This is a genomic window from Streptomyces decoyicus, assembly GCF_019880305.1.
In the GTDB taxonomy this organism is placed as follows: Bacteria; Actinomycetota; Actinomycetes; order Streptomycetales; family Streptomycetaceae; genus Streptomyces; species Streptomyces decoyicus.
Genome location: NZ_CP082301.1, coordinates 3,274,779 through 3,296,869 on the forward strand (window position 1 = coordinate 3,274,779; position 22,091 = coordinate 3,296,869).

Below are 22,091 nucleotides of genomic sequence, written 5' to 3' on the forward strand. Positions count from 1 at the left end.
CGCCGTGCCTACGCGTCAGCTGTGGGTGCGCAGCAGCGTCCGCATCGTCCTCATGGCCACGGACAGGTTCGCCAGATCGAACCCCTCCGACCCGTAGATCTCCTCCAGCGTCGCCCGCGCACGGCTGAGGATCGCCGCGTTGGCCTGCTCCCAGGCCTTGAACCGCTGCTCCGGCGTCGAGGTGCCATTGCCCTCCGACAGCACATCCGCGGTCAGCGCCGCATGGGCCGCGAAGAGGTCCTCACGGATCGAGGCGCGGGCCATCGACTGCCAGCGGTCGTTGCGCGGCAGCTCCAGGATGCGGTCGAGGAGCTGGTTGATCCGCAGCCGCTCGCCCAGGTCGTAGTAGACCTCGGCGACATCCAGCGGCTCCTTGCCCATCCGGTCCGCGACGGCGACGATGTCCAGCGCCGGGAAGACCGAGGAGAATCCGGACACCTGGACGGCCAGCGCCTCGGGCACGCCCGCGGCGGTCAGCTCCTCCAGGATGGTCTGGAACCACTCCAGGTCGCTGCCCTGGAGCAGGTTCGGCAGCTCCTTCCAGAGCCCGGACACCCGCTCCGCGAAGAACTCGATGGTCTCCGACAGCTCCAGCGGCTGCGGGCGGTTGTTGAGCAGCCAGCGGGTGCCGCGCTCGACCAGCCGGCGGGAGTGCAGCCGGATCCGGGTCTGGACATCGGCCGCGACGACATTGTCGAGCGCCTCGACGTCGTCCCAGACCTGGCCCAGCCCGAAGATCGCCCGCGCCGCGGTGTGCGCCCGCACGACCTCTTCGAGGGAGGCCCCGGTCTCCTCCCGCATCCGGTGCAGGAAGCTCGTACCGCCGGTGTTGACGGTGTCGTTGACCAGCACCGTCGTGACGATCTCGCGGCGCAGTGCATGCCCGTCGACCTGCTCGGCGAAGCGGTCGTGCAGCGCCGAGGGGAAGTAGGCGTGCAGCAGCCGCTGGAGGTAGGGGTCGTCCGGCAGCCCGGTCTGGATCAGCGCATCGGCGACAGTGATCTTGGTGTAGGCCAGGAGCACCGCGGTCTCGGGCTGGGTCAGCCCGCGGCCGGCGTTCAGCCGCTCACGGATCTGCCGGTCGGTGGGCAGGAACTCCAGCGCCCGGTCGAGGTCGCCGTCGCGCACCAGACGGCGCATGAAGCGCTGCTGGGCGTTGAGCATGCTGGAGGACTGGGCGAGGGCCAGCGCCAGCGCGGTGTTCTGCGCGTAGTTGTTGCGCAGCACCAGGGCGCCGACCTCGTCGGTCATCTCGGCCAGCAGCTTGTTGCGCTGCTTGACCGTCATATCGCCGTCCGCGACCACGGAGTTGAGCAGGATCTTGATGTTCACTTCGTGGTCGGAGGTGTCCACACCGGCGCTGTTGTCGATCGCATCGGTGTTGATCCTGCCGCCGGCCGCGGCGAACTCGATCCGGCCGAGCTGGGTCAGGCCCAGGTTGCCGCCCTCGCCGACGACCTTGACCCGCAGGTCCTCGCCGTTGACGCGGATGGCGTCGTTGGACTTGTCGCCCACATCGGCGTTGGACTCCGCCGAGGACTTCACATACGTCCCGATGCCGCCGTTCCACAGCAGGTCGACCGGCGCCTTGAGGATGGCCCGCATCAGGTCGGCGGGGGTCATCTTCTTCACCCCGGCCTCGATGCCGAGAGCGGCCCGCACCTGGGCGTTGATCTGGATGGACTTGGCCGAGCGCGGGTGGATGCCACCGCCCTGGGAGAGCAGCTCGGTGTTGTAGTCCGCCCAAGAGGAGCGGGGCAGCTCGAAGAGCCGGCGGCGCTCGGCGTAGGAGGTCGCCGCGTCCGGATTCGGGTCGATGAAGATGTGCCGGTGGTCGAAGGCGGCGACCAGCCGGATGTGCTCGCTGAGCAGCATGCCGTTGCCGAAGACGTCACCGGACATGTCGCCGACGCCGACCGTGGTGAAGTCCTCGGTCTGGGTGTCGTGGTCCAGCTCGCGGAAGTGCCGCTTGACCGACTCCCAGGCGCCGCGGGCGGTGATGCCCATGCCCTTGTGGTCGTAGCCCGCGCTGCCGCCGGAGGCGAAGGCGTCACCGAGCCAGAAGCCGTACGACTCGGCGACCTCGTTGGCGATGTCGGAGAACGTCGCGGTGCCCTTGTCGGCGGCGACGACCAGGTAGGTGTCGTCCTCGTCATGCCGGACGACGTTCTGCGGGTGGACGACCTCGCCGCCGACGAGGTTGTCGGTGATGTCCAGCAGACCGGAGATGAAGGTCTTGTAGCTGGCGATGCCCTCGGCCAGCCAGGCGTCGCGGTCCTGCGACGGGTCCGGCAGCTGCTTGCCGACGAAGCCGCCCTTCGCGCCGACCGGCACGATGACGGTGTTCTTGACCATCTGCGCCTTGACCAGGCCGAGGATCTCCGTACGGAAGTCCTCCCGGCGGTCCGACCAGCGCAGACCACCGCGCGCGACCTTGCCGAACCGGAGGTGGACGCCCTCGACCTTCGGGGAGTACACCCAGATCTCGTAGGCCGGGCGGGGCGCCGGCAGGTCGGGGATGGCCTGCGGATCCAGCTTCATGGACAGGTAGGAGTGCGGCCGCCCCTGGCTGTCCTTCTGGTAGTGGTTGGTGCGCAGCGTCGCCTTGATGACGGTGAGGAAGGACCGCAGGATCCGGTCCTCGTCCAGCGAGGCGACCTGGTCCAGCGCGCCGTCCAGCTCCTCCAGCAGTCCGTCCGTCAGCTCCGTGCCGGCCCGCTGGCGGTCCGGGGACATCCGCGCCTCGAAGAGGGAGACCAGCAGCCGGGTGGTGTGGACGTTGTTGGAGAGGGTGTCCTCCATGTACGTCTGGCTGAAGGTCGAACCGGCCTGCCGCAGGTACTTGGCGTAGGCCCGCAGGACCATCGCCTGGCGCCAGTTGAGCCCGGCCCGCAGCACCAGGGTGTTGAAGTTGTCGCTCTCGGCCGCGCCGGTCCACACCGCCGTGAACGCGTCCTGGAAGCGCTCGCGCGCGTCGTCGCCCTTGATGTGCTCCGGCATCCGCAGCCCGAAGTCGTAGACCCACGCGATGGTGGAGTCGGCGCAGCGCAGTTCGTGCGGACGCTCGTCGACGACCTCGACGCCCAGACGGTTCAGGCCGGGCAGCACCCGCGACAGCGAGACCGGCTCGCCCCTGCGGTAGATCTTGAAGCGGCGCTCGCCGGGGCCCGCGCCGACCGGCTCGTAGAGGCTGACGGAGAAGTCGTGGCCGGGCTCGCCGGTGAGCTTCTCCAGATGCTGGAGGTCGGCGACCGCGCTGCGCGGGCTGTTGTCGGCCTTGTAGCCCTCGGGGAAGGCGTGGCCGTAGCGGCGCAGCAGCTCGGCGGCGCGCTCCTCACCGACCTCGGCGGTCAGTGCCTCGCCGAAGCCGTCGGCCCACGAGCGGGCGGCTTCCACCAGCCGGCTCTCGAGGCGGTCCGCATCGGCGTCGGTGAGCTCGGGAAGGCTGGCACCGGGCTCGACCCGGATGACGAAGTGCAGCCGGGAGAGGATCGACTCGGTGTTCCACGCGGTGAAGTCGACGCTGGTGCCGCCGAGCTCCTCCTTGAGGATGTCGATCAGCCGCAGCCGCACCCCGGTGGTGTAGCGGTCGCGCGGGAGGTAGACCAGCGCGGAGTAGTAGCGGCCGTACTCGTCCTGGCGGAGGTAGAGCCGCAGCCGGCGGCGCTCTTGCAGGTAGAGCACGCTGGTGGCGATGGCCCGCAGTTCGTCGACGGGCGTCTGGAACAGCTCGTCGCGCGGGTAGGTCTCCAGGATCTGGAGCAGGTCGCGGCCGTCGTGGCTGTCGGGGCTGAACCCGGCGCCCTCCAGGACCTCGGCGACCTTGCGGCGGATGACCGGCACCCGGCGCACGGACTCGGTGTACGCGGCCGAGGAGAACAGGCCCAGGAAGCGCCGCTCACCGACGACATTGCCCTCGGCGTCGAACTTCTTCACGCCGACGTAGTCGAGGTAGGAGGGGCGGTGGACGGTGGCGCGGCTGTTGGCCTTGGTCAGGATGAGCAGCTTGTGCTCACGGGCCTTGGCGCGGGCGTCCGCGGGCAGCCGGTTGAACGACGGCGAGACCGGGTGGCCGTCGGCGCTCTCGTGGTGCGCCGGGTCGGCCCGCAGGATGCCCAGGCCCGTGCCGGGCACGGCGGTCAGCACATCCTCGTCGACGCCGCCCTCACCGGGCACGGAGGCCAGCTCGTACTCGCGGTAGCCGAGGAAGGTGAAGTGGTCGGCGGACAGCCACCGCAGCAGCTCCTGGGCCTCCTCGATGTCCTCGGCACGCAGATCGTCGGCGATCGGCTCGGCGGGCAGCTCGTCGGCGATGCGGCCGGCGGCGGCGCGCATCTTCTCCCAGTCCTCGACGGCCTCGCGGACGTCGGACAGCACCCGCAGCAGATCCGCGGTGATCTGCTTGAGGTCCTCGCGGTCGGTCTCGCGGTCCATCTCGACATGGATCCAGGACTCGGTCACCGCGTCGTGCGGCAGCTTCGCGCCCTTGCCCCGGCCGGTCCTGCCGTGCGCGTCGCAGGTGGAGTCGAAGACCTCGATGAGCTTGCCGGTGACGTCACGGCGGACGATCACCTGCGGGTGGATCACGACATGGATGCCGCGCCCCTGCCGGGAGAGCTCATTGGTGACCGAGTCGACCAGGAACGGCATGTCGTCGGTGACGACCTCGACGACGGAGTGGCTGCACGTCCAGCCGTTCTCCTCGACGGTCGGGGTGTGCACCCGGACGTTCGCGGTGCCCTGAGGACGCATCTCCGCGAGGCGGTAGTGGGAGAGCGCGGCGCCGAAGACATCAACCGGGTCCCGGTCGGTGAGGTCCTCGGGCGCGGTGTGCAGGTAGTAGCGCTGGAGGTATCCCGCAAGGGTGTCCGGGTCGAGACCCCGTACCGGGTGCTTACCCCCGGCCGGGCTGCTCTCTACGACCCGGGCGGCCCTTGCGAGCAGCTCGGTCTTGGCTTCGTCCAGCTTGGTCTGCATGTCCTCTGGCTCCTGTCGCGCGCCGTTGCGTGACGTTGTGGAAGAACGTGGTGGAAGCCGCACAACGCCGCAGCGACGCAGGGTGTCCTGTCGCTGTCGACGCTATGCCGCGATGAGAGAGGGCCGTGTCGTTATCGACGGTCTTTGACAAAGTCGACATGGAATATTGGCCGCAACGACCAGCGACCGCCCGGTCACGTTGGTGCCCCGGGCGCACGGCAGGGGCCTCGATGCCCCCGCGGGTTATCGCGCTGATCACGGTGCAAGGCTATCGCTCCCCACACGGGTGCCGTCATGGGCCGTGGGCGTACAAATCCACGGCCCGAACTTAGACCTTCTGGACAACGGAGTGGCGGGGTGGAATGTGCGTGGTGCCGTGGCGCCCGGACACCCGGCAGTCTCGCGGAGGAGCAGCGCATGGGCACGCCCCGCCGCCGCGCGCACCACGGCCCCTAGACGGTTATGTCCCCCGCCAGCTCGACCGCCTCGGCCAGGGTGTCCACCACCGGCACCCCGGCGGCCTCCAGGCTCCCGCGGCTGTGCGAACCGCCCGTGTAGAGCACCGCGTGCGCCCCGGCGTCCCGCGCGGCCACGGCATCGTCCACGGCGTCACCGATCACGACCGTACGCCGGGGATCCACGCTCTCCATCGCCGCCAGATGCCGCACCATGTGCGCGCTCTTCGTGCCTCCGGACGGCCCGGTCCTGCCGTCCACCCGGACGAACCGCGACTCGATCCCGAAGCCGCGCACGATCGGCAGCAGCTCGTCGTGCCCGTACATGCTCAGGATCGACTGGCTGCGCCCGGCCGCCTGCCACCCCTCCAGGAGCTGATGCACGCCCTCGGCGAGCTCACAGCCCAGCCGGTGCGTGCTGTAGTGACGGTGGAAGGCCTCGTCCATCACCAGCCACTCCGCGTCCGTCGGCAGCCGGCCCATCAGCCGCTCGTAGAACCGCGGCACGGGCACGCAGTACAGGTCCCGGTACGACTCCAGGGTGACCGGCTCCAGCCCGATCTCCGCGAAGGCGGAGTTCGTCGCCCCGATGACGGCGTCGATGTCATGGAACAGCGTGCCGTTCCAGTCCCAGACGATGTGTGTGGCGTGCTTCCCCATGTCGTCCCCCACGTCGTTGCCCGTGCGCTTCCCCATGAAGAAAAAATACCCGCAGCCACTGACAACGCAGCGGGTGGTCCGCGGACCGCCCGCCCCTACCCGATCAGATGCGGGATCTCCTGCACCCCGAACCACATCAGATCGTGGTCCTCCGCGCCGTCCACCGTGAACTGCGCGTCGTCATCGCCCTGGTCCGCCGCGCCGAGCGCCGCCGCGGCCGCTGCGATGTCCGCCTCCGCGTCCGCGGCATCCACATGCACCGCCGCGGCCTTCGACAACCGCACCGGTCCGGCCACCCGCACCTCGCCCAGCGCCGACTGGTCGAGCCCCCGGTCCGGATCCGCCACCGCGGCGCCGTCCGCCACGTCCACGGCCACCACCACACGCCGCCGCGCGGCCTCCGGGTGCCCCGCGAGCTGCCGCAGCGACGCCTGCGCGGCACGGTTGAGCGCGGCGTACTCCAGCTCCTCGATGTCGTCCGAGACGTACCACTCGCGCAGCGCGGGGGTGACGGCGAACGCGTCCAAGGGGCCGGGGCCCAGCTCACCGTTCTTGTGCGCCTCTGCGAGACCGGAAAGGGTCAGGGGGACATAGACGCGCATGGCAGCCGCTTCCGCTCGATTCGCTCGACTCCGAAGATTGTCCCGCCAGCATACGGGCGCGAGTCCCCCATCGTGCCGCCCCCGCATCCCCCGCGCCGCCCGCCCGGAGTCCGTCCCCCACCCCGCTCCTGAGGCCTCACCCCAAGGCCGCGACACGGAAGGGTGAACTCCTCGCACCCCTCCTACCGGCCGGTCCGCGCCTTGCTGCCGCCCCGAGCGCGCCGATACGAAGTTCCCACCAAAAGCTACCGCCCAGTAATTCACGGGCCCGGCACCACGGGGGCGATCCACAGCATGACCGGCACGAACGACACCACCGCGCACACCACACCCGCCCTCACCGGGCACCGCACTCCATCCGCCACCCCCGGCATCAGCGGACCCACCACGCGCCCCGCCCCGCCCACCGCCGCACGCACCACACGCCCCGCCACGCCCACCCCGCCCGCCGACACCACGGACATCCACGGCCCGCGTACGCGCCCCACAGAAGCACCGGCAGGGGCACCGGCAGAGGCCGCCACCGTCCCCCGGCCCCGTCGGTCCCCCGCCGACCGCCGGCCCCTCGGCTCCGCCGGGAGCGGCCCCGGCTCGACCCGCCGGAGCCCCGGTCCGGGCGGTCGCGGCCCCGGCTCCGCCGGCCGCGGCCCCACTCGTACCGCCCCGTCCGTCCCGCGCCAGGGCCGCCCCGCCCAGCCACCCGTTGCACGCGAGGGCCGCCCCACCGCCCGGGCCGCCGCAGCCAGCCGGCGGCCCGGCACCGGCACCCCGGCCACGCCCGTCACCGCGGCCGGCGTCCCCCTGCCCACGGCCGGGGCGCAGCGCCGGGCGCACGAGAGCCGGCCGCATCACTGGTTCGCCCGTCAACTGGTGCTCGCGCTCAGCGGCCAGCGCCCCGTACACGCCCTGCTGGGTCATGCGCTGCCCGCCGCGTACGACCGGCTGGCGGAGCTCGCCCCGCAGGCGCCGCTGCGGCCGGTCAGCGGTCCCGGCCGGCGCGGGCCCGCCCCCGTCGTGCGCGACTGCGGACTGTGCCGGCCGCGCCGCGGCGTCATCGAGGCCTTCGCCCGGATCGCGGCGGACGGACGGCTGCGGGCCCTGGCCTTCCGGCTGGAGCTGGGCGCCGACTCCCGGTGGCGCTGCGCCGCCCTCGACATCGGCCCGTCCCCGGCCGTCCGGGGCCCGGTGGTCCCCTGACCGAGCAAAAACAGGGGCGCCCCGGCCGTGCTCCGGCCGGGGCGCCCCTGTCTCCGCGGTAGGGCGCCGCGTGTCCGGGGCACCTACCGCTCACTGCTTACTTCTTACTTCTTGCGGCGACGCCCGCTGCTCTTCTGGGCCTTGCGCCGCTCGGCACGGGTCAGGCCGTCCGCCTCGGAACGGGCCGGCCCGGCCTCCTCGTCGCTGATGAAGTCGCCCTCGATGACGCTGCCGTCGCCGTCCACCTTGGGAGCGGAGAAGTGCAGCCGGTCCGGCCGCTGCGGCGCCTCCAGGCCCTTGGCGTGGATCTCCGGACGCCCCGCACCGGCGGGCACCACGTCCTTGTCCAGCGAGGCCGGCTCCGCCGCTTCCTGCACCGGGACCTCCTCGACCTGCTGCTCGACCTGGACCTCCAGGTTGAACAGGTAGCCGACGGACTCCTCCTTGATGCCCTCCATCATCGCGGTGAACATGTCGAAGCCCTCGCGCTGGTACTCGACCAGCGGGTCCTTCTGGGCCATCGCCCGCAGGCCGATGCCCTCCTGGAGGTAGTCCATCTCGTAGAGGTGCTCACGCCACTTGCGGTCCAGGACGGACAGCACGACCCGGCGCTCCAGCTCCCGCATGATGTCCGAGCCGAGCTGCTCCTCGCGGGCGGCGTACTGCTCGTGGATGTCGTCCTTGATGGCGTCGGCGATGAAATCGGCGGTGATGCCCGCACGGTCGCCGGCCTCGTCCTCCAGCTCCTCGACCGTCACCTTGACCGGGTAGAGCTGCTTGAACGCGCCCCACAGGCGGTCCAGGTCCCACTCCTCGGCGAAGCCCTCGACCGTCTCCGCCTGGATGTAGGCGTCGATGGTGTCCTCCATGAAGTGCTTGACCTGGTCTTGCAGGTCCTCGCCCTCCAGGACACGCCGGCGCTCGCCGTAGATGACCTCACGCTGGCGGTTGAGCACCTCGTCGTACTTCAGGACGTTCTTCCGCGTCTCGAAGTTCTGCTGCTCGACCTGCGACTGGGCGGAGGCGATCGCCCGCGTCACCATCTTGTTCTCGATCGGCACATCGTCGGGGACATTGGCCATCGCCATGACCCGCTCGACCATCTGCGCCTTGAACAGCCGCATCAGGTCGTCACCGAGGGACAGGTAGAACCGCGACTCGCCGGGGTCGCCCTGACGGCCGGAACGACCACGCAGCTGGTTGTCGATCCGCCGCGACTCATGCCGCTCGGTGCCCAGCACGTAGAGCCCGCCGAGCTCCTTGACCTCCTCGAACTCCGCCTTGACCGCGGCCTCGGCGCGCTCCAGGGCCGCGGGCAGCGCAGCCGCCCACTCCTCGACGTGCTCGACCGGGTCCAGGCCGCGCTGGCGCAGCTCCGCCTCGGCGAGGTCGTCGGGGTTGCCGCCGAGCTTGATGTCCGTACCACGGCCGGCCATGTTCGTGGCGACCGTCACCGCGCCCCTGCGTCCGGCCTGCGCGATGATCGGCGCCTCACGGTCGTGCTGCTTGGCGTTGAGCACCTCGTGGGCGACGCCGCGCTTGTTGAGCTGCTGGGAGAGGTACTCGGACTTCTCGACCGAGGTGGTGCCGACCAGGATCGGCTGGCCCTTCCCGTGCTTCTCGACGATGTCCTCGACGACCGCGTCGAACTTCGCGGTCTCGGTGCGGTAGATCAGGTCCGCCTGGTCCATACGGACCATCGGGCGGTTCGTCGGGATCGGGACGACGCCGAGCTTGTAGATCTGGTGGAACTCGGCGGCCTCGGTCATGGCCGTACCGGTCATGCCGGAGAGCTTGTCGTAGAGGCGGAAGAAGTTCTGGAGGGTGATCGTGGCGAGCGTCTGGTTCTCGTCCTTGATCTCCACCCCTTCCTTCGCCTCGATGGCCTGGTGCATGCCCTCGTTGTAGCGGCGGCCTGCGAGGATACGGCCGGTGTGCTCGTCGACGATCATGACTTCGCCGTCGATGACGACGTAGTCCTTGTCGTTCTTGAAGAGCTCCTTGGCCTTGATCGCGTTGTTGAGGTAACCAACGAGCGGGGTGTTCACCGACTCGTACAGGTTGTCGATGCCCAGCCAGTCCTCGACCTTGCTGACACCGGACTCGTGGATGCCGACGGTGCGCTTCTTCTCGTCGACGTCGTAGTCGCCGGTCTCCTCGATGCCGCGCTGCGGGTTGGCGGCCTCGCCCCGCTTCAGACGGCGCACCAACTTGGCGAAGTCGCCGTACCACTTGGTGGCCGAGTCCGCCGGGCCGGAGATGATCAGCGGCGTACGGGCCTCGTCGACGAGGATCGAGTCGACCTCGTCGACGACCGCGAAGTTATGGCCCCGCTGGACGAGTTCGTCCTGCGACCAGGCCATGTTGTCGCGCAGGTAGTCGAAGCCGAACTCGTTGTTCGTGCCGTAGGTGATGTCGCAGTTGTACTGCTCACGGCGCTGGGCCGGCGTCATATCGGCGAGGATGCAACCGACCGTCAGGCCCAGGAACTTGTGGACACGGCCCATCATCTCCGAGTCGCGCTCGGCCAGGTAGTCGTTCACCGTGATCAGGTGGACGCCCTTGCCGGACAGCGCGTTGAGGTACGTCGGGAGGGTACCGACGAGGGTCTTGCCCTCACCGGTCTTCATCTCGGCGACGTAGCCCATGTGAAGGGCCGCGCCGCCCATCAGCTGGACGTCGTAGGGGCGCTGGCCGAGCACCCGCCGGGCGGCCTCACGGACCGTGGCGAACGCCTCGGGCAGCAGGTCATCGAGGCTCTCGCCGTTGGCGTAGCGCTCTTTGTACTCATCCGTGAGCGCCCGCAGCTCAGCGTCGGAGAGAGCCGCGAAATCCTCCTCGATGGAGTTGACCTGGCCCGCGATGCGGTGCAGTTTGCGCAGGATCTTTCCTTCGCCTGCACGCATGATCTTCGTCAAGACGGACACTTGGGCTGGTCTCCTTGCCGGTCGGGCCTGCACGGTCGAGTGCGCGGGCGCGGCATTTTTCCAAGGGGGCAGGCCCCGCCGCAACGGCCATCGTAAAGGAGGACGCTGCCGGGCCGGGAGGTACGCCGCAGCGAACCCCGTTGTCCCCTTCCCAGCGTGAACGCATGGGGCCGCGAGAAGGTGCCGGGCGGGTGCCGGGAATCAACCCGAAAACCCTTCGCCACGCTTTCCGCAACCTTGCAGACTCACGTCATGAAGCCCGTCACCCTCGCCACCGAGCGCCTCGTGCTGCGTCCCTTCGAGCCCTCCGATGCGCCCGCGGTGCATACCGCGTGCCAGGACCCCGACATTTTGCGCTGGACGAGTGTCCCCTCACCGTACGGGATGAAGGACGCGGAGCGGTTCGTGGGCGCGGTCGTCCCCGACGGCTGGCGCGACGACACCACGTACAACTTCGCCCTGGTCTCCCGGGCGGACGGCTCCCTGGTGGGCGCGATGGGCCTGGTACGCCTCGCGCAGCTGCACACCCCCGAACGGCAGGCCGAGCTGGGCTACTGGACCGCCGAGGAGCACCGCGGCCGCGGCCACACCGTCGAGGCGGGCCGCGCGGTGGTGCACTGGGCCTTCCGCGACCTGGGGGTGGAGCGCCTGGAGTGGCACGCGGAGGCCGGAAACGAAGGCTCCCGGGCAGTGGCCCGCAAGCTCGGCTTCCACATGGAAGGCACCCTGCGCGCCAAGGTGGTGCGCGAGGGCATCCGCCGGGACGCCTGGATCGGCTCCCTGCTCCCGTCCGACGTGCCCGGAAGGACCGCATCGTCCGGCGCCGCAGGCACTCCCGTCCCGGACACGACGCCGTATCTGCCCTACCCCGGCTGACCCCGTCGGCGTGGACCGGGCCGCACCCCGCCGCGCCACAACCGCCCCGTCCGCGCGCGGGCACCGCCCCCACCAGCGGTGATTCCTCTATCCTGGGCGGTTGTCAGTGCCCGCCCCTACCCTTTGCCGCATGACCGCCGTGACGCAGCCACCGCCTCTGCCGCAGCCTGTGACCGCCCTGTCCCGCGACGATGCCCGGCGCCTGGCGCTGCGGGCCCAGGGGCTGCTGGGCGCGCCGGACCGCCGGGCGGGGGTGCGCGGGGTGCTGCGGCAGCTGGGCGCGGTGCAGCTGGACACGATCTCGGTGCTGGCCCGCTCCCATGAGCTGGTGCCGTACGCCCGGCTCGGCGCCGTGGGCCGCGACGCCGTCGAGGCCGCTTACTGGACCCCGGCTCCTTCCGACGCGCCTGCGGCACCGCCGCACAGCTTTGAATACTGGTCGCACGCCGCCTGCATCCTCCCCATCGAGGAGTGGCCGCACTTCGCCTTCCGCCGGCGTGCCCGTCGCGCCAAGGGCCACCGCTGGCATGTCATGGAGGACTCCGCGCGCTCCTGTGCCGCCGTGCTGGACCGCCTGAAGGCCGAGGGCCCGCTCACCACTTCGGAGCTGGGTGGCGGGCGGAAGGGCGGCGAGTGGTGGGACTGGTCCGAGACCAAGATCGCGGTGGAGTGGCTGCTGGACACCGGCGACGTGGTCTGTACGGAACGCCGCGCCTGGAAGCGTGTGTACGACCTCGCCGAGCGCGCCGTCCCGGACGCGCTGCTCCACGACGATCTGGACGACGCCGAGTGCCTCCGCCGTCTGGTCGCGCAGGCCGGGGCCGCCATGGGGGTGGCCACCCGCGCCGACCTGGCGGACTACCACCGCCTCAAGGCCGAGCAGGTCGATGCCGTCGTCGCGGACTCCGGGCTGGTCCCGGTCGAGGTCGAGGGCTGGGGAAAGCCGGCGTGGGCCGACCCCGCCGCGCTGGACGCCCCGCCCCGCGGCCGGCACCGCACGACCCTGCTCTCGCCCTTCGACTCCCTGATCTGGGACCGGCCGCGCACGGAGCGGATCTTCGGCTTCACGCACCGCCTGGAGGCGTACGTCCCGCGCCCCCGGCGGATCCACGGGTATTTCGCGATGCCGCTGCTGGCCGGCGGTCAGCTGGTCGGCCGGGTGGACCCGGCCCGCGAGGGCACCACCCTCGTCGCCCGCCAGGTCTCCCTGCAGAGTTCCAAGGCCGTCGTCCCGATGGCCCGTGCGCTGGGAGAGGCCGCGAGCTGGGTGGGCTGCGACTCCGTACGCGTCGAGCGCTGCGACGACCAGAAGCTGGCCGGCGCCCTGCGCGCAGAACTCACCCACATGAGCGACCAGTAGGCAGCGGGCGATGACGCCGGGGGCCCGTCCGGCCCCCGGTCACCCGGCGCATCGAGGGCGCCGAGGGCAGCGGGCAGCGGGCAGCGGGCAGCGGGCAGCGGGCAGCGGGAACGTTCACCCGCCCACCGGCCGGCTCACCGGATCTCGAGGATCTTCTCCCGCATCGCGTACACCACCGCTTCCATCCGGGAGTGCAGTTGCAGCTTCTCCAGGATGTTGCGGACGTGGTTCTTCACCGTGTTCTCGGAGATGAAGAGTTCCTTGGCGATATCGCGGTTGTTCATACCCGTGGCGACCAGCTTCAGGACCTCCAGCTCGCGGTCGGTGAGCCGGGGCGCGGGCACCAGCCTGCGCTCGTCCGTGCGCTGGATCATCGACTTGAACTCCGTCAGGAGCTTGGACGCCATCGACGGGCTGATCTGCGACTGCCCGTCCGCCACGGCACGGATCGCGGTCGCCACCTCGTCGGTGGAGATCTCCTTGAGGAGGTAGCCGGTGGCTCCGGCCTTGATCGCGTCGTAGAGATCGGCCTCTTCGTCGCTGATCGTCAGCATGATGATCTTTGCGCTGGGAGCCACCTCCTTGATGGAGGTACACGCCTCGATTCCGCCGCGCTTGGGCATCCGCACGTCCATCAGCACGATGTCGGGCAGCAGATCCGCGGCCTTGTCGACCGCCTCCGCACCATCCCCCGCCTCGCCGACGACCTGGATGTCCTCTTCCTGGGCCAGAACGATCTCCAGGCCCCGCCGGAAGAGTGCGTGGTCGTCCACGACCAGGACCCGGATCGGCTCCTTGCGCGGCACGCTGACGTCCCGGCCGGCCTCGTCGTCGCCCCCGGCAGCGTTGTGGTCATGGTCCGCGGCGTCGCGCACGGGACCGAAACTGTCCCCCATTGGTCCTCCCCGTCAACTACTCGGCCGTAAGGCCTGAGCTTGGAAATAAGGCTGGTTGACAACAGCCCCCTGCGGCCAGCCCGATCAATGCCATACGACCGTCTCCCCGGCATGTCGCCGATTCGTGCCCACACGCTCCCTGGCTGGCACAAACACTATACGGCTTCAACTCCTGGCTCCTCCGGGCACGATGGTGCCCCCGGCGTACGCCGGGGGCACCGAACGGATGGGCTTCAGCCGCCCAGCGCGCCGCCTGCGCCGCCGGGCTCCTCCTCCCCGAACAAATCGGGGTTCAAGTGGATGACGCCGTAGTCGTAGGCGTGCCGCCGGTAGACGACGCTCGGCAGCTTGGTGTCGGCGTCGACGAAGAGGTAGAAGTCGTGCCCGACCAACTCCATCTCGTTGAGCGCCTGGTCGAGCAGCATCGGCGCGGCCGAGTGGGTCTTCTCACGGACGATCAGAGGCCCCTCGCCCTGGACGTCGATCGACCCCATACGGGTGGTCGGCACCTTCTGGTCGACGTCAGCGGCGAGTTCGCCGTTGGGGGTCAGGCTCGCGGCGTCGGGCACGCTGACCGCGACTTCACTCGCCGGGATGCGGCCGTTGCCGCGACGCGAGTAACGCTTGTCGTGCTGCTTGCGCAGACGCGCCTCGAGCTTCGCGGTGGCCAGATCCAGCGCGGCGTACGGATCGGCTGCGGCGGCCTCGGCCCGGACCACCGGGCCACGGGAGCGGAGGGTGATCTCCACTCGGTCGGAACGGTCGGCCTGCCGCGGGTTGGGCTCCTTGGACACCTCGACGTCCAGGCTGATCACCTTGGCGTCGAGCTTCTGGACTTTGTCCAGCTTCAGCTTCTCGGCCACGTGCTTGCGGAACCGCTCGGGCACCTCTGTCTTGCGGCCCTTGACGACGATGTCCACGCAGAACTCCGTTCCCGGATCGCTCCGCTCATCAAGCGGAGCAATTCCTTCTTGCACCAGGCTCCGGTGGTTGCCGAAGCCTCGGACTTGGCGACTTTCACCTCCTCCTCCCCCGACGACCCGCTCTCCACTCCCCCGTTTTCAGGATCGCTGCAAACGCCCCTGAACGCATTCAACCCGACATTCGAGGCAAAACACTCGCCAAGTCCTCACAACCGAACATAGCTCTCCCGGACGGATGTCGGCACCCCCTCGGAGCCCCCGGCTCCATTTGGGTGACTTTTCCTCCTCGACTACTTTCCCCGTGATAACGGCTCCATCGGTCCGCCCTCGACGGCGAAGGCACCCCGGGGTGCCGCCACCACCGCCGCCCCGCTCACCCGGCCACCGGCCGCCGCGACCGCCCGGGCAGCCTCGGCGAGCGTCGCCCCCGTGGTCACCAGATCGTCCACCAGTACGGCTGACCGCCCCGCCAGGAGCCTCCTGGCCCCGCCCGGCACCTCCAGGGCACCGGCGACATTCGCCAGCCGCTGCCGGGCGCTCAGCCCCGCCTGGTCGGCCATCACACGCCGCTGCCGCAACGCCGCGAGCACCCGGACTTCCGTCCCCGCCCGCCGCAGCTCGCCGGCCGCCGCCAGCGCGATCCTGCGCACCGGATCATGGCCCCGCCCGGCCACCGATCTCCGAGCCGAGGGCACCGGCACCAGCAGCTGAGGCCCGTCGCCCGCCCGCAGCCCGCGCACGGCCCCGGCCAGCACCGCTCCCAGCGGCCCGGCCAACGGCAGCGCACCCCGCTCCTTGTGGGCCAGCAGCACCGCCCGCACCTCGTCGGCGTACGGCGCCCCCGCCCACACCCGAGGCAACCCCACCGGGCTCGGCCGCGGCCGTACCCGCCGCGCCCCGCGCCCGTCCCGCGCAAGCACCCGACGACACTCCGCACACAGCTCCGTACGCGGCCGGCCGCACCCTGCACAGTCGACCGGCAGCACCAGAGCGGCCAGTTCGCGCCACACCCCCTGCATAACTCCACTGTCCCGCCGTCCACGCCCGGCCACCACCCCTGTGGATAACCGTGGGCAGCGCGGACAGGCGGAAACCGGGGACGTAGGGAGCTGGGGCCGTACGGACCTGGTGGGGTCTGGGGACGGGCTGCGGCCTGTCCCGCTGCGGGCTGCGGGTTGCGGGCTGCAGGCTGCGGGTCAGCCGTACGGCACATCGCGGCAGGCCGAGCCCGCCGCACGCCCCGGCCCGGGACCGGCCGCCCCCTCGCCATCGGCACCGGGCCGGTCCTGCGTCACCCGCGTCACGGGTCACCAGCCACCAGTCACCAGTCACCAGTCACCGGCGAACGCTCACGGTCACCGCCACGCTCGCGGTCACCCGGGGTAGACCGGCGCCGTCCCTTCCTTCGCCACCGTCTTCCAGTTCGCGTCCAGAGGCAGCCGCACGATGCCCTCAGTGGCGTGGGCGATCAGCGGCCTGTTCTCGTCCTCCGAGGCCGCCACCGCTATGACGCCGTTGACGCCGGGCAGCGGCTGCACGTTCGACGTCGAGCCGTCGGTCTCCATGAACTGCATCTGCTGAACCCCGCCGGACTCCCGTCCGACGACCACCAGTCGGCTGCCGCCCGCCCAGGACGCCGCCACCACATCCTCCAACTGCGGTGCGATCGGCCGGAGCTCCTGCACCGAAAGCACCGGATGCGTGGAAGTGCCGTCGCGCTCGACCCGGCCCAGCTGGAGTGTCGTACGCCCCTTGTCCTCCACCAGGACCGCGATCCGGATACCGTCAGCGGCCACCTTGATCGCCTTGATCCGCCGCCCGCCGAGACCGGGTACCGTCACCTTTTCGGGAGCGCCCTTGCCCTCGCGCAGCCGCATCAGCCGCGAACCGTGCGCATCGCGGTCCGCGATCCACAGGTCGCCCAGACCGTCCCAGCTCGGTGCCGTCAGCCCCCTATCGGGGTTCTTGGCCGAACCGGTACTGGTCAGCAGCGGATCGCCACGCTCGATGCCGTCCTCCAGGCCGGCCACATACAGGGACCGGCCGTCGCTCGACACTCCGGCCGCGGTGTCCTCCCCGCGCGAGATGGCGACCGAGCGCAGCGGGGTCTTGCCCGTTCCGAACGGCCCGCGCACCGGCGTCGGTTCAGTCGCGGAGTCCGACATGGCGACGACCTGGTGGTCACCGTCGATGAAGTACTCCTTGCCGGAGCGCCCGGTGCCCGGGGAGGGTGCGAAGTCGTGCTCGGCGTCCTCCTGGGTCAGCCCGCACAGCGAGTTGCCACTGTTGTCCTCGAGCTCCACCTTGCTGATCTTCGAGGCCCGCGTCATGTCCTGCACGGTGAAGAAGAGCTGAGCCGCCATCTGCTGGCACTGGGTGTGGTCGGTGTTCACCGCGTCCTTGCTGAGCTTGACCAGCAGCGCGTTCGAGTCGTCCAACACCAGATCGTGCGCGGCGAGCTGGGTGCCGGTCGGGAACGCCGAAGTCGTCACCTGGTTCAGCCAGTCGGTGGGCCCGGACAGCAGCGCCTCCACACTGGAGGTGATCGGCTTTATTCGCTGCCGGAGGTAGACGGGATCCGCGACAAGCGCGTTCCGGCTCGCCTTCGGCTCTCCCGACTCCGAGTTGTAGGACGCGAAGTAGTACTTGTTGACGGAGCGGTAGATGCGCTGGAAGTCGGACAGCCCGAGCACCAGCCCATCGGGCAGCCGGTCGATACGCCACTGTCCGCCCTCCTTGATGAGGTGGATCGTCTGGCGGTACGGCTTCTCCTCAGGGGTGTAGGCGTGGCTGTCGTCCACCGCCGCCACCTGGCTGCCGGACAGGGTGACCGTGTAGCCGTTGGAGTCCTCCCGGTTGGGCAGCGCCTTCGGCTCCGGCTTCGGGCGTTCCTGGAGCACATTGGTGACCTGGAACGGCCGCCAGGTCCGCTTCGCCGACTTGGCCAGATACTGGGTGGCGGTACGGAAATCCGCCTCGTCACTGGTCGTGGCGTCAAGGAAGCTGCGCACGATGTTGGTCGGCTGCGCACCGTCCTGCGGGGGCACGCCGTAGACCCGCACCTGCGACTCGCCTTCGGAGCGCGGCGACTGGTCGACCGACGTGACATCCCCGCCGTCGGGCATCGACGCACACCCGGCCAGCAGTACCGCCGCACAGCCGAGCAGCAGGAATGTCCGCGCCGGCCCGGCTCCCCTGCGGGCGCGCGTACGGGACCCGGTCGCCTCCCCGCGCTCGCCTCCGCGCTCAGTGTCCACGCAGCCCGCCTTCCCGATCCACGCCGTGCTCGGCTTTCTGCTCGGCTCCGTTCTCACGGACCGGCTCGTCGGTGCGCGCGCTCTCGCCGCGCGCTGCCTCTTCGCTCCGTTCGCCCCCGCTCTGCGGCACCACACGGGCACCGTTGCCGGGCAGTGCCGTCGGGTCGGCCGCCGGCCAGGCCACCTTCGGCTCCGGGGCGGGGGCCGAGGCATCGTCTGCCGGGGTGGCACGCGTCTGCACCGGGATCGTGGACGCCTTGCGGTCCGACCCGGCGCGCGGCTGGCCCGACTCGTCCAGCCCCCGGTTGCGCCGCGAGTCCTCCGGCTCCAGGGGGATCGGGGATCCGCGCAGCGTCTCGCCTGCCGTACGGGGCAGCGTCAGCCGGAACTGCGAGCCGCCGCCCGGCTCGCCCCAGGCCTGAAGCCAGCCACCGTGCAGCCGGGCGTCCTCGACGGCGATGGACAGGCCCAGCCCCGTACCGCCCGTCGTGCGGGCCCGGGCCGGGTCCGCACGCCAGAAACGGTTGAAGACGCGGGTGGCCTCGCCGGGCTTGAGGCCGACGCCGTAGTCACGCACCGCGACGGCCACCGCGCCGCCGTTCCGGCTGCCCGCCGACGCCAGCCGCACCACCACATCTCGGCCCTCGCCGTGCTCGACGGCGTTGACGACGAGATTGCGCAGTATGCGCTCCACCCGGCGGGAGTCGGCCTCGGCGATCACGGGCTGCTCGGCGCCGCGCACCACTATCCGGGTGCCCTTGCGCTCGGCGAGCGGTTCGGCGCCCTCGATGACGCGGTGCACCACATCGCGCAGATCGACCGGCTCGGCCTCCAGCGCGGCCGCGCCGGCGTCGAACCGGCTGATCTCCAGCAGCTCCGCGAGCAGCGATTCGAAGCGGTCCAGCTGCCCGCGCAGCAGCTCGGCGGAGCGTGCGGTGGCGGGGTCGAACTCGTCCCGCACGTCATGGATGACATCGGCCGCCATCCGTACGGTCGTCAGCGGCGTACGCAGCTCGTGCGAGACGTCGGACACGAAACGGCGCTGCATCCGGGACAGCTCCTCCAGCTGCTGGATCTTGACCTGGAGGTTCTGCGCCATCTTGTTGAAGGACTCGCCCAGCCGGGCGATGTCGTCCTCGCCGGTGACCTTCATCCGCTCCTGGAGGAGGCCTGCGGCCAGCCGCTCGGAGATCCCGGCGGCCATCCGTACGGGCGTGACGACCTGCCGCACCACCAGCCAGGCGATCGCGCCGAGCAGGATCACGACAAACACCCCGGCCGTCGCCAGCGTCCCCGTCACCAGCTTGAGCGACTCCTCTTCCTGGCTGAACGGGAAGAGGTAGTAGAGCTGGTACTGATTGCTGTTTGCATCGTTGAGCCGCTTGCCGATGATCAGCGCCGACACACCGTCGTCCGACCCGATGCGCTTGATCTGGGTGTACTGGCGGAACGTCCCGGACTTGGTGTCCAGCTTCCGCCGCAGCTCGGGAGGCACACTCCGTTCGGGATCGACATCGCCGGAGGCACGCGGACCGCGGGTGCCAGGGCTGGAGTCGCCGAACGGTTCGTCGGAGTCGGAGCTGAGTGCCACGACGGAGAAGACGCCCTGCCCGCCACTGGCGAGCTGCTCGACCAGGCCGGTCAGCCAGGTCGCGGAGTCCTGGGTGCCGCGGTTGCCGGTACGCACGGTGTCCTCGGGCCGGGTGTCGTCGGCCATCTTCTGGGCCACACTGAAACCGCCCACGGCCTGGCTCTGCGCGGCCTGTGCCTTGGCCGTGAGCAGGCCGTTCCGGACCTGGCCGACGACCACGACACCGAGCAGCAGCACCACGGCCAGCGACATCAGCAGCGTGGTCGCCACCACGCGGAGCTGAATATTGCGCCGCCACAGGCGCAGGGCGGGCAGCAGCGGCCGCCGCACCCAGCGGCTGAAGAGCCGGACCAGGGGGTGGACCGGCCCGCTCACCGCGCCATCGGGCAGCAACTGCCCGCCGCGCAGCAATCGAGCGACCATTTTTCCCGAAAAGGACATATCACCCGCCGGGTCGACGGTTCGCCCCCGCTTTCCCTCCGGGCCCGAACCGTCCCGGGTCATCATCTCAGCTGGGCCCGGCCTTGTAGCCGACCCCGCGCACGGTCACCACGATCTCCGGCCGCTCCGGGTCCCTCTCGACCTTGGAGCGCAGCCGCTGCACGTGGACATTGACCAGCCGGGTGTCGGCGGCGTGCCGATAGCCCCAGACCTGCTCGAGCAGCACCTCACGGGTGAACACCTGCCACGGCTTGCGCGCCAGCGCCACCAGCAGATCGAACTCCAGCGGGGTCAGCGCGATCGACTGCCCGTCGCGCTTCACCGAATGGCCCGCCACATCGATGACCAGGTCACCGATCGCCAGCTGCTCGGGCGCCGGCTCCTCCGAACGCCGCAGCCGCGCCCGGATACGGGCCACCAGCTCCTTGGGCTTGAACGGCTTGACGATGTAGTCGTCCGCGCCCGACTCGAGCCCGACCACCACATCCACCGTGTCGGTCTTGGCGGTCAGCATGACGATCGGCACTCCGGACTCGGCCCGGATCAGGCGGCACACCTCGATACCGTCCCGCCCCGGCAGCATCAGGTCGAGCAGTACAAGATCGGGCTTGGCCTCGCGGAAGGCCGCAAGGGCCTTGTCACCGTCCGACACAAACGACGGTTCAAAACCTTCGCCGCGCAGCACGATGCCAAGCATCTCTGCCAGTGCGGTGTCGTCGTCGACGACCAGGACGCGTCCCTTCATTCGGCCATCATCCCATTACCTGATCGTGACTTACTCCATCGTGACGTGGAACACACCTCTGCCAGCCCTTCCCGGGTCACCGGCGACACCACTCCGGCCTCCGTGACGATCGCCGTCACCAGCTCCGCCGGAGTGACGTCGAAGGCCGGGTTGTAGGCCTGTGCGCCCAGCGGCGCCACCGGTATACCGGTGCCCGCCTCCACCCCGGGCCCCTGCACACGCGGCAACGAGAACTCCGTCACTTCCTGGCCCGGCCGCTGCTCCACCTCGATGTCCGATCCCTCCTCGGTCTCCAGATCCACCGTGCTCGTCGGTGCCACCACCACGAACGGAACGTGGTGGAACCGCGCCAGAACCGCCAGCGGATAGCTGCCGATCTTGTTGGCCACCGATCCGTCCGCCGCGATCCGGTCCGCGCCGATCAGCACCGCATCCACCTCACCCCCGGCGAACAGCGAACCTGCCGCACCGTCCGAGAGCACCGTGTACGCCATACCCGCCCGAGCCGCCTCATAGGCGGTCAACCGCGCCCCCTGTAGCAGCGGCCGTGTCTCGTCCACCCACAGCCGGCGCAGCTCTCCGGCCCGGTGTGCCGCCCGCGCCACCGCCAGGGCGGTGCCCTCGCCCCCGGACACCAGCGCTCCCGTATTGCAGTGCGTGAGAATCCGGTGGCCGCCGCCCGGCAGCAGCTCGCCCAGCAGCGCCAGCCCGTGCTCCGCCATCCGTGCGCTGGCCTCGATGTCCTCGGCGTGCACGGCCCGCGCCTCGGCCAGCGCCGCCTCCGCGGCCGCCTGAGCACCGGCCCCGTCGGCCACCGCGGCACGGTGGGCGTCAGCCGCCCGCCGCACGCCGTAGCCCAGATTGACCGCGGTCGGCCGGGCCTGCGCCAGCGCCTCCACCGCCTCCTCCACGTCGAAGCCCCGCGCAGCGGCCAGCGCGACGCCATAGGCACCCGCGATGCCCAGCAGCGGAGCGCCGCGTACGGCCAGCGTCCGAATCGCCTGAACCAGCGCCGGCACGTCCGTGCAGACCAGCTCGACCTCCTCCGCCGGCAGCCGGGTCTGGTCAAGGAGGACCAATACGGGCCCCTCGGGCGGCTCCTCCCAGCGCAATGACGGAATGGCGAGCGCCCCGGCGCCCGGCTCGGATACCTCGTACTGATCGCCCATTCCTTCAGTCTGACG

General features: G+C 70.5%; 14 protein-coding genes. 3 read left to right on the forward strand and 11 right to left on the reverse strand.

Translation table 11 applies throughout. From position 1 onward, the window contains the following. Positions 1-15: 15 nt before the first annotated feature. The 3 genes from K7C20_RS14315 to K7C20_RS14325 all read right to left on the reverse strand — a co-directional run bounded on the left by K7C20_RS14315 (position 16) and on the right by K7C20_RS14325 (position 6,694). The gene (locus K7C20_RS14315; RefSeq protein ID WP_053208875.1) at positions 16-4,977 is read right to left on the reverse strand and encodes an NAD-glutamate dehydrogenase; all 4,962 of its coding nucleotides are present in this window, start codon (positions 4,975-4,977) and stop codon (positions 16-18) included. A 452-nt stretch (positions 4,978-5,429) separates the two neighbouring features. Next, entirely contained in the window at positions 5,430-6,092 is a 663-nt protein-coding gene (locus K7C20_RS14320) for an HAD family hydrolase (RefSeq protein ID WP_030076784.1), read from the reverse strand. Positions 6,093-6,187: 95 nt separating this feature from the next. Beyond that, entirely contained in the window at positions 6,188-6,694 is a 507-nt protein-coding gene (locus tag K7C20_RS14325; RefSeq protein WP_030076783.1) for a DUF6912 family protein, read from the reverse strand. 294 nt (positions 6,695-6,988) lie between these two features. Here K7C20_RS14325 and K7C20_RS14330 point away from each other — a divergent pair, with 294 nt between their 5' ends. Then, positions 6,989-7,891: an Rv3235 family protein gene (locus K7C20_RS14330; RefSeq protein WP_222892602.1), complete on the forward strand. Its 903-nt coding sequence runs from the start codon at positions 6,989-6,991 to the stop codon at positions 7,889-7,891. A gap of 104 nt (positions 7,892-7,995) precedes the next feature. Here K7C20_RS14330 and secA read toward each other — a convergent pair whose 3' ends face one another. After that, positions 7,996-10,818, reverse strand: a complete 2,823-nt coding sequence (gene secA / locus K7C20_RS14335; protein ID WP_030076780.1) for a preprotein translocase subunit SecA — start codon at positions 10,816-10,818, stop codon at positions 7,996-7,998. Positions 10,819-11,070: 252 nt separating this feature from the next. Between secA and K7C20_RS14340 the strand changes: the two genes are divergently transcribed. Continuing rightward, positions 11,071-11,694 (forward strand): GNAT family N-acetyltransferase, encoded by a 624-nt coding sequence (locus K7C20_RS14340; protein WP_030076779.1) that lies wholly within the window; start codon positions 11,071-11,073, stop codon positions 11,692-11,694. 130 nt (positions 11,695-11,824) lie between these two features. Beyond that, positions 11,825-13,054, forward strand: a complete 1,230-nt coding sequence (locus K7C20_RS14345; protein WP_048828824.1) for a winged helix-turn-helix domain-containing protein — start codon at positions 11,825-11,827, stop codon at positions 13,052-13,054. 134 nt (positions 13,055-13,188) lie between these two features. Here the strand turns inward: K7C20_RS14345 and K7C20_RS14350 are convergent, their stop codons facing one another. The 7 genes from K7C20_RS14350 to mtnA all read right to left on the reverse strand — a co-directional run bounded on the left by K7C20_RS14350 (position 13,189) and on the right by mtnA (position 22,076). Beyond that, on the reverse strand, positions 13,189-13,950 hold the full coding sequence (locus K7C20_RS14350; protein WP_030076775.1) for a response regulator: 762 nt from the start codon (positions 13,948-13,950) through the stop codon (positions 13,189-13,191). A gap of 233 nt (positions 13,951-14,183) precedes the next feature. After that, on the reverse strand, positions 14,184-14,870 hold the full coding sequence (gene hpf / locus K7C20_RS14355) for a ribosome hibernation-promoting factor, HPF/YfiA family (protein ID WP_030076773.1): 687 nt from the start codon (positions 14,868-14,870) through the stop codon (positions 14,184-14,186). A 293-nt stretch (positions 14,871-15,163) separates the two neighbouring features. Beyond that, complete coding sequence (locus tag K7C20_RS14360) at positions 15,164-15,892, reverse strand: phosphoribosyltransferase family protein (RefSeq protein WP_078952829.1); 729 nt, start codon at positions 15,890-15,892, stop codon at positions 15,164-15,166. Between the two features lie 354 nt (positions 15,893-16,246). Continuing rightward, complete coding sequence (locus K7C20_RS14365; RefSeq protein WP_030076769.1) at positions 16,247-18,130, reverse strand: LpqB family beta-propeller domain-containing protein; 1,884 nt, start codon at positions 18,128-18,130, stop codon at positions 16,247-16,249. Further along, positions 18,120-20,225, reverse strand: coding sequence for an MtrAB system histidine kinase MtrB (mtrB, locus tag K7C20_RS14370; protein WP_409351346.1), 2,106 nt, complete (start codon positions 20,223-20,225; stop codon positions 18,120-18,122). The genes K7C20_RS14365 and mtrB overlap by 11 nt, the downstream gene beginning before the upstream one ends. A 4-nt stretch (positions 20,226-20,229) precedes the next feature. Then, positions 20,230-20,907 carry a two-component system response regulator MtrA gene (mtrA, locus tag K7C20_RS14375; protein ID WP_053208509.1) on the reverse strand — a complete coding sequence of 226 codons (678 nt, stop codon included), beginning with the start codon at positions 20,905-20,907 and terminating at the stop codon, positions 20,230-20,232. Beyond that, entirely contained in the window at positions 20,904-22,076 is a 1,173-nt protein-coding gene (gene mtnA, locus K7C20_RS14380) for an S-methyl-5-thioribose-1-phosphate isomerase (RefSeq protein ID WP_030076763.1), read from the reverse strand. Before mtnA ends, mtrA begins: the two co-directional genes overlap by 4 nt. Between the last annotated feature and the right edge of the window lie 15 nt (positions 22,077-22,091).

Excerpts from the sequence above, each read along its gene's own strand:
- K7C20_RS14315 (WP_053208875.1), bottom strand. The coding sequence starts at position 4,977 with ATGCAGACCAAGCTGGACGAAGCCAAGACCGAGCTGCTCGCAAGGGCC.
- K7C20_RS14320 (WP_030076784.1), bottom strand. The coding sequence starts at position 6,092 with ATGGGGAAGCACGCCACACACATCGTCTGGGACTGGAACGGCACGCTG.
- K7C20_RS14325 (WP_030076783.1), bottom strand. The coding sequence starts at position 6,694 with ATGCGCGTCTATGTCCCCCTGACCCTTTCCGGTCTCGCAGAGGCGCAC.
- K7C20_RS14330 (WP_222892602.1), top strand. The coding sequence starts at position 6,989 with ATGACCGGCACGAACGACACCACCGCGCACACCACACCCGCCCTCACC.
- K7C20_RS14340 (WP_030076779.1), top strand. The coding sequence starts at position 11,071 with ATGAAGCCCGTCACCCTCGCCACCGAGCGCCTCGTGCTGCGTCCCTTC.
- K7C20_RS14345 (WP_048828824.1), top strand. The coding sequence starts at position 11,825 with ATGACCGCCGTGACGCAGCCACCGCCTCTGCCGCAGCCTGTGACCGCC.
- K7C20_RS14350 (WP_030076775.1), bottom strand. The coding sequence starts at position 13,950 with ATGGGGGACAGTTTCGGTCCCGTGCGCGACGCCGCGGACCATGACCAC.
- K7C20_RS14360 (WP_078952829.1), bottom strand. The coding sequence starts at position 15,892 with ATGCAGGGGGTGTGGCGCGAACTGGCCGCTCTGGTGCTGCCGGTCGAC.
- mtrB (WP_409351346.1), bottom strand. The coding sequence starts at position 20,225 with ATGACCCGGGACGGTTCGGGCCCGGAGGGAAAGCGGGGGCGAACCGTC.
- mtrA (WP_053208509.1), bottom strand. The coding sequence starts at position 20,907 with ATGAAGGGACGCGTCCTGGTCGTCGACGACGACACCGCACTGGCAGAG.
- mtnA (WP_030076763.1), bottom strand. The coding sequence starts at position 22,076 with ATGGGCGATCAGTACGAGGTATCCGAGCCGGGCGCCGGGGCGCTCGCC.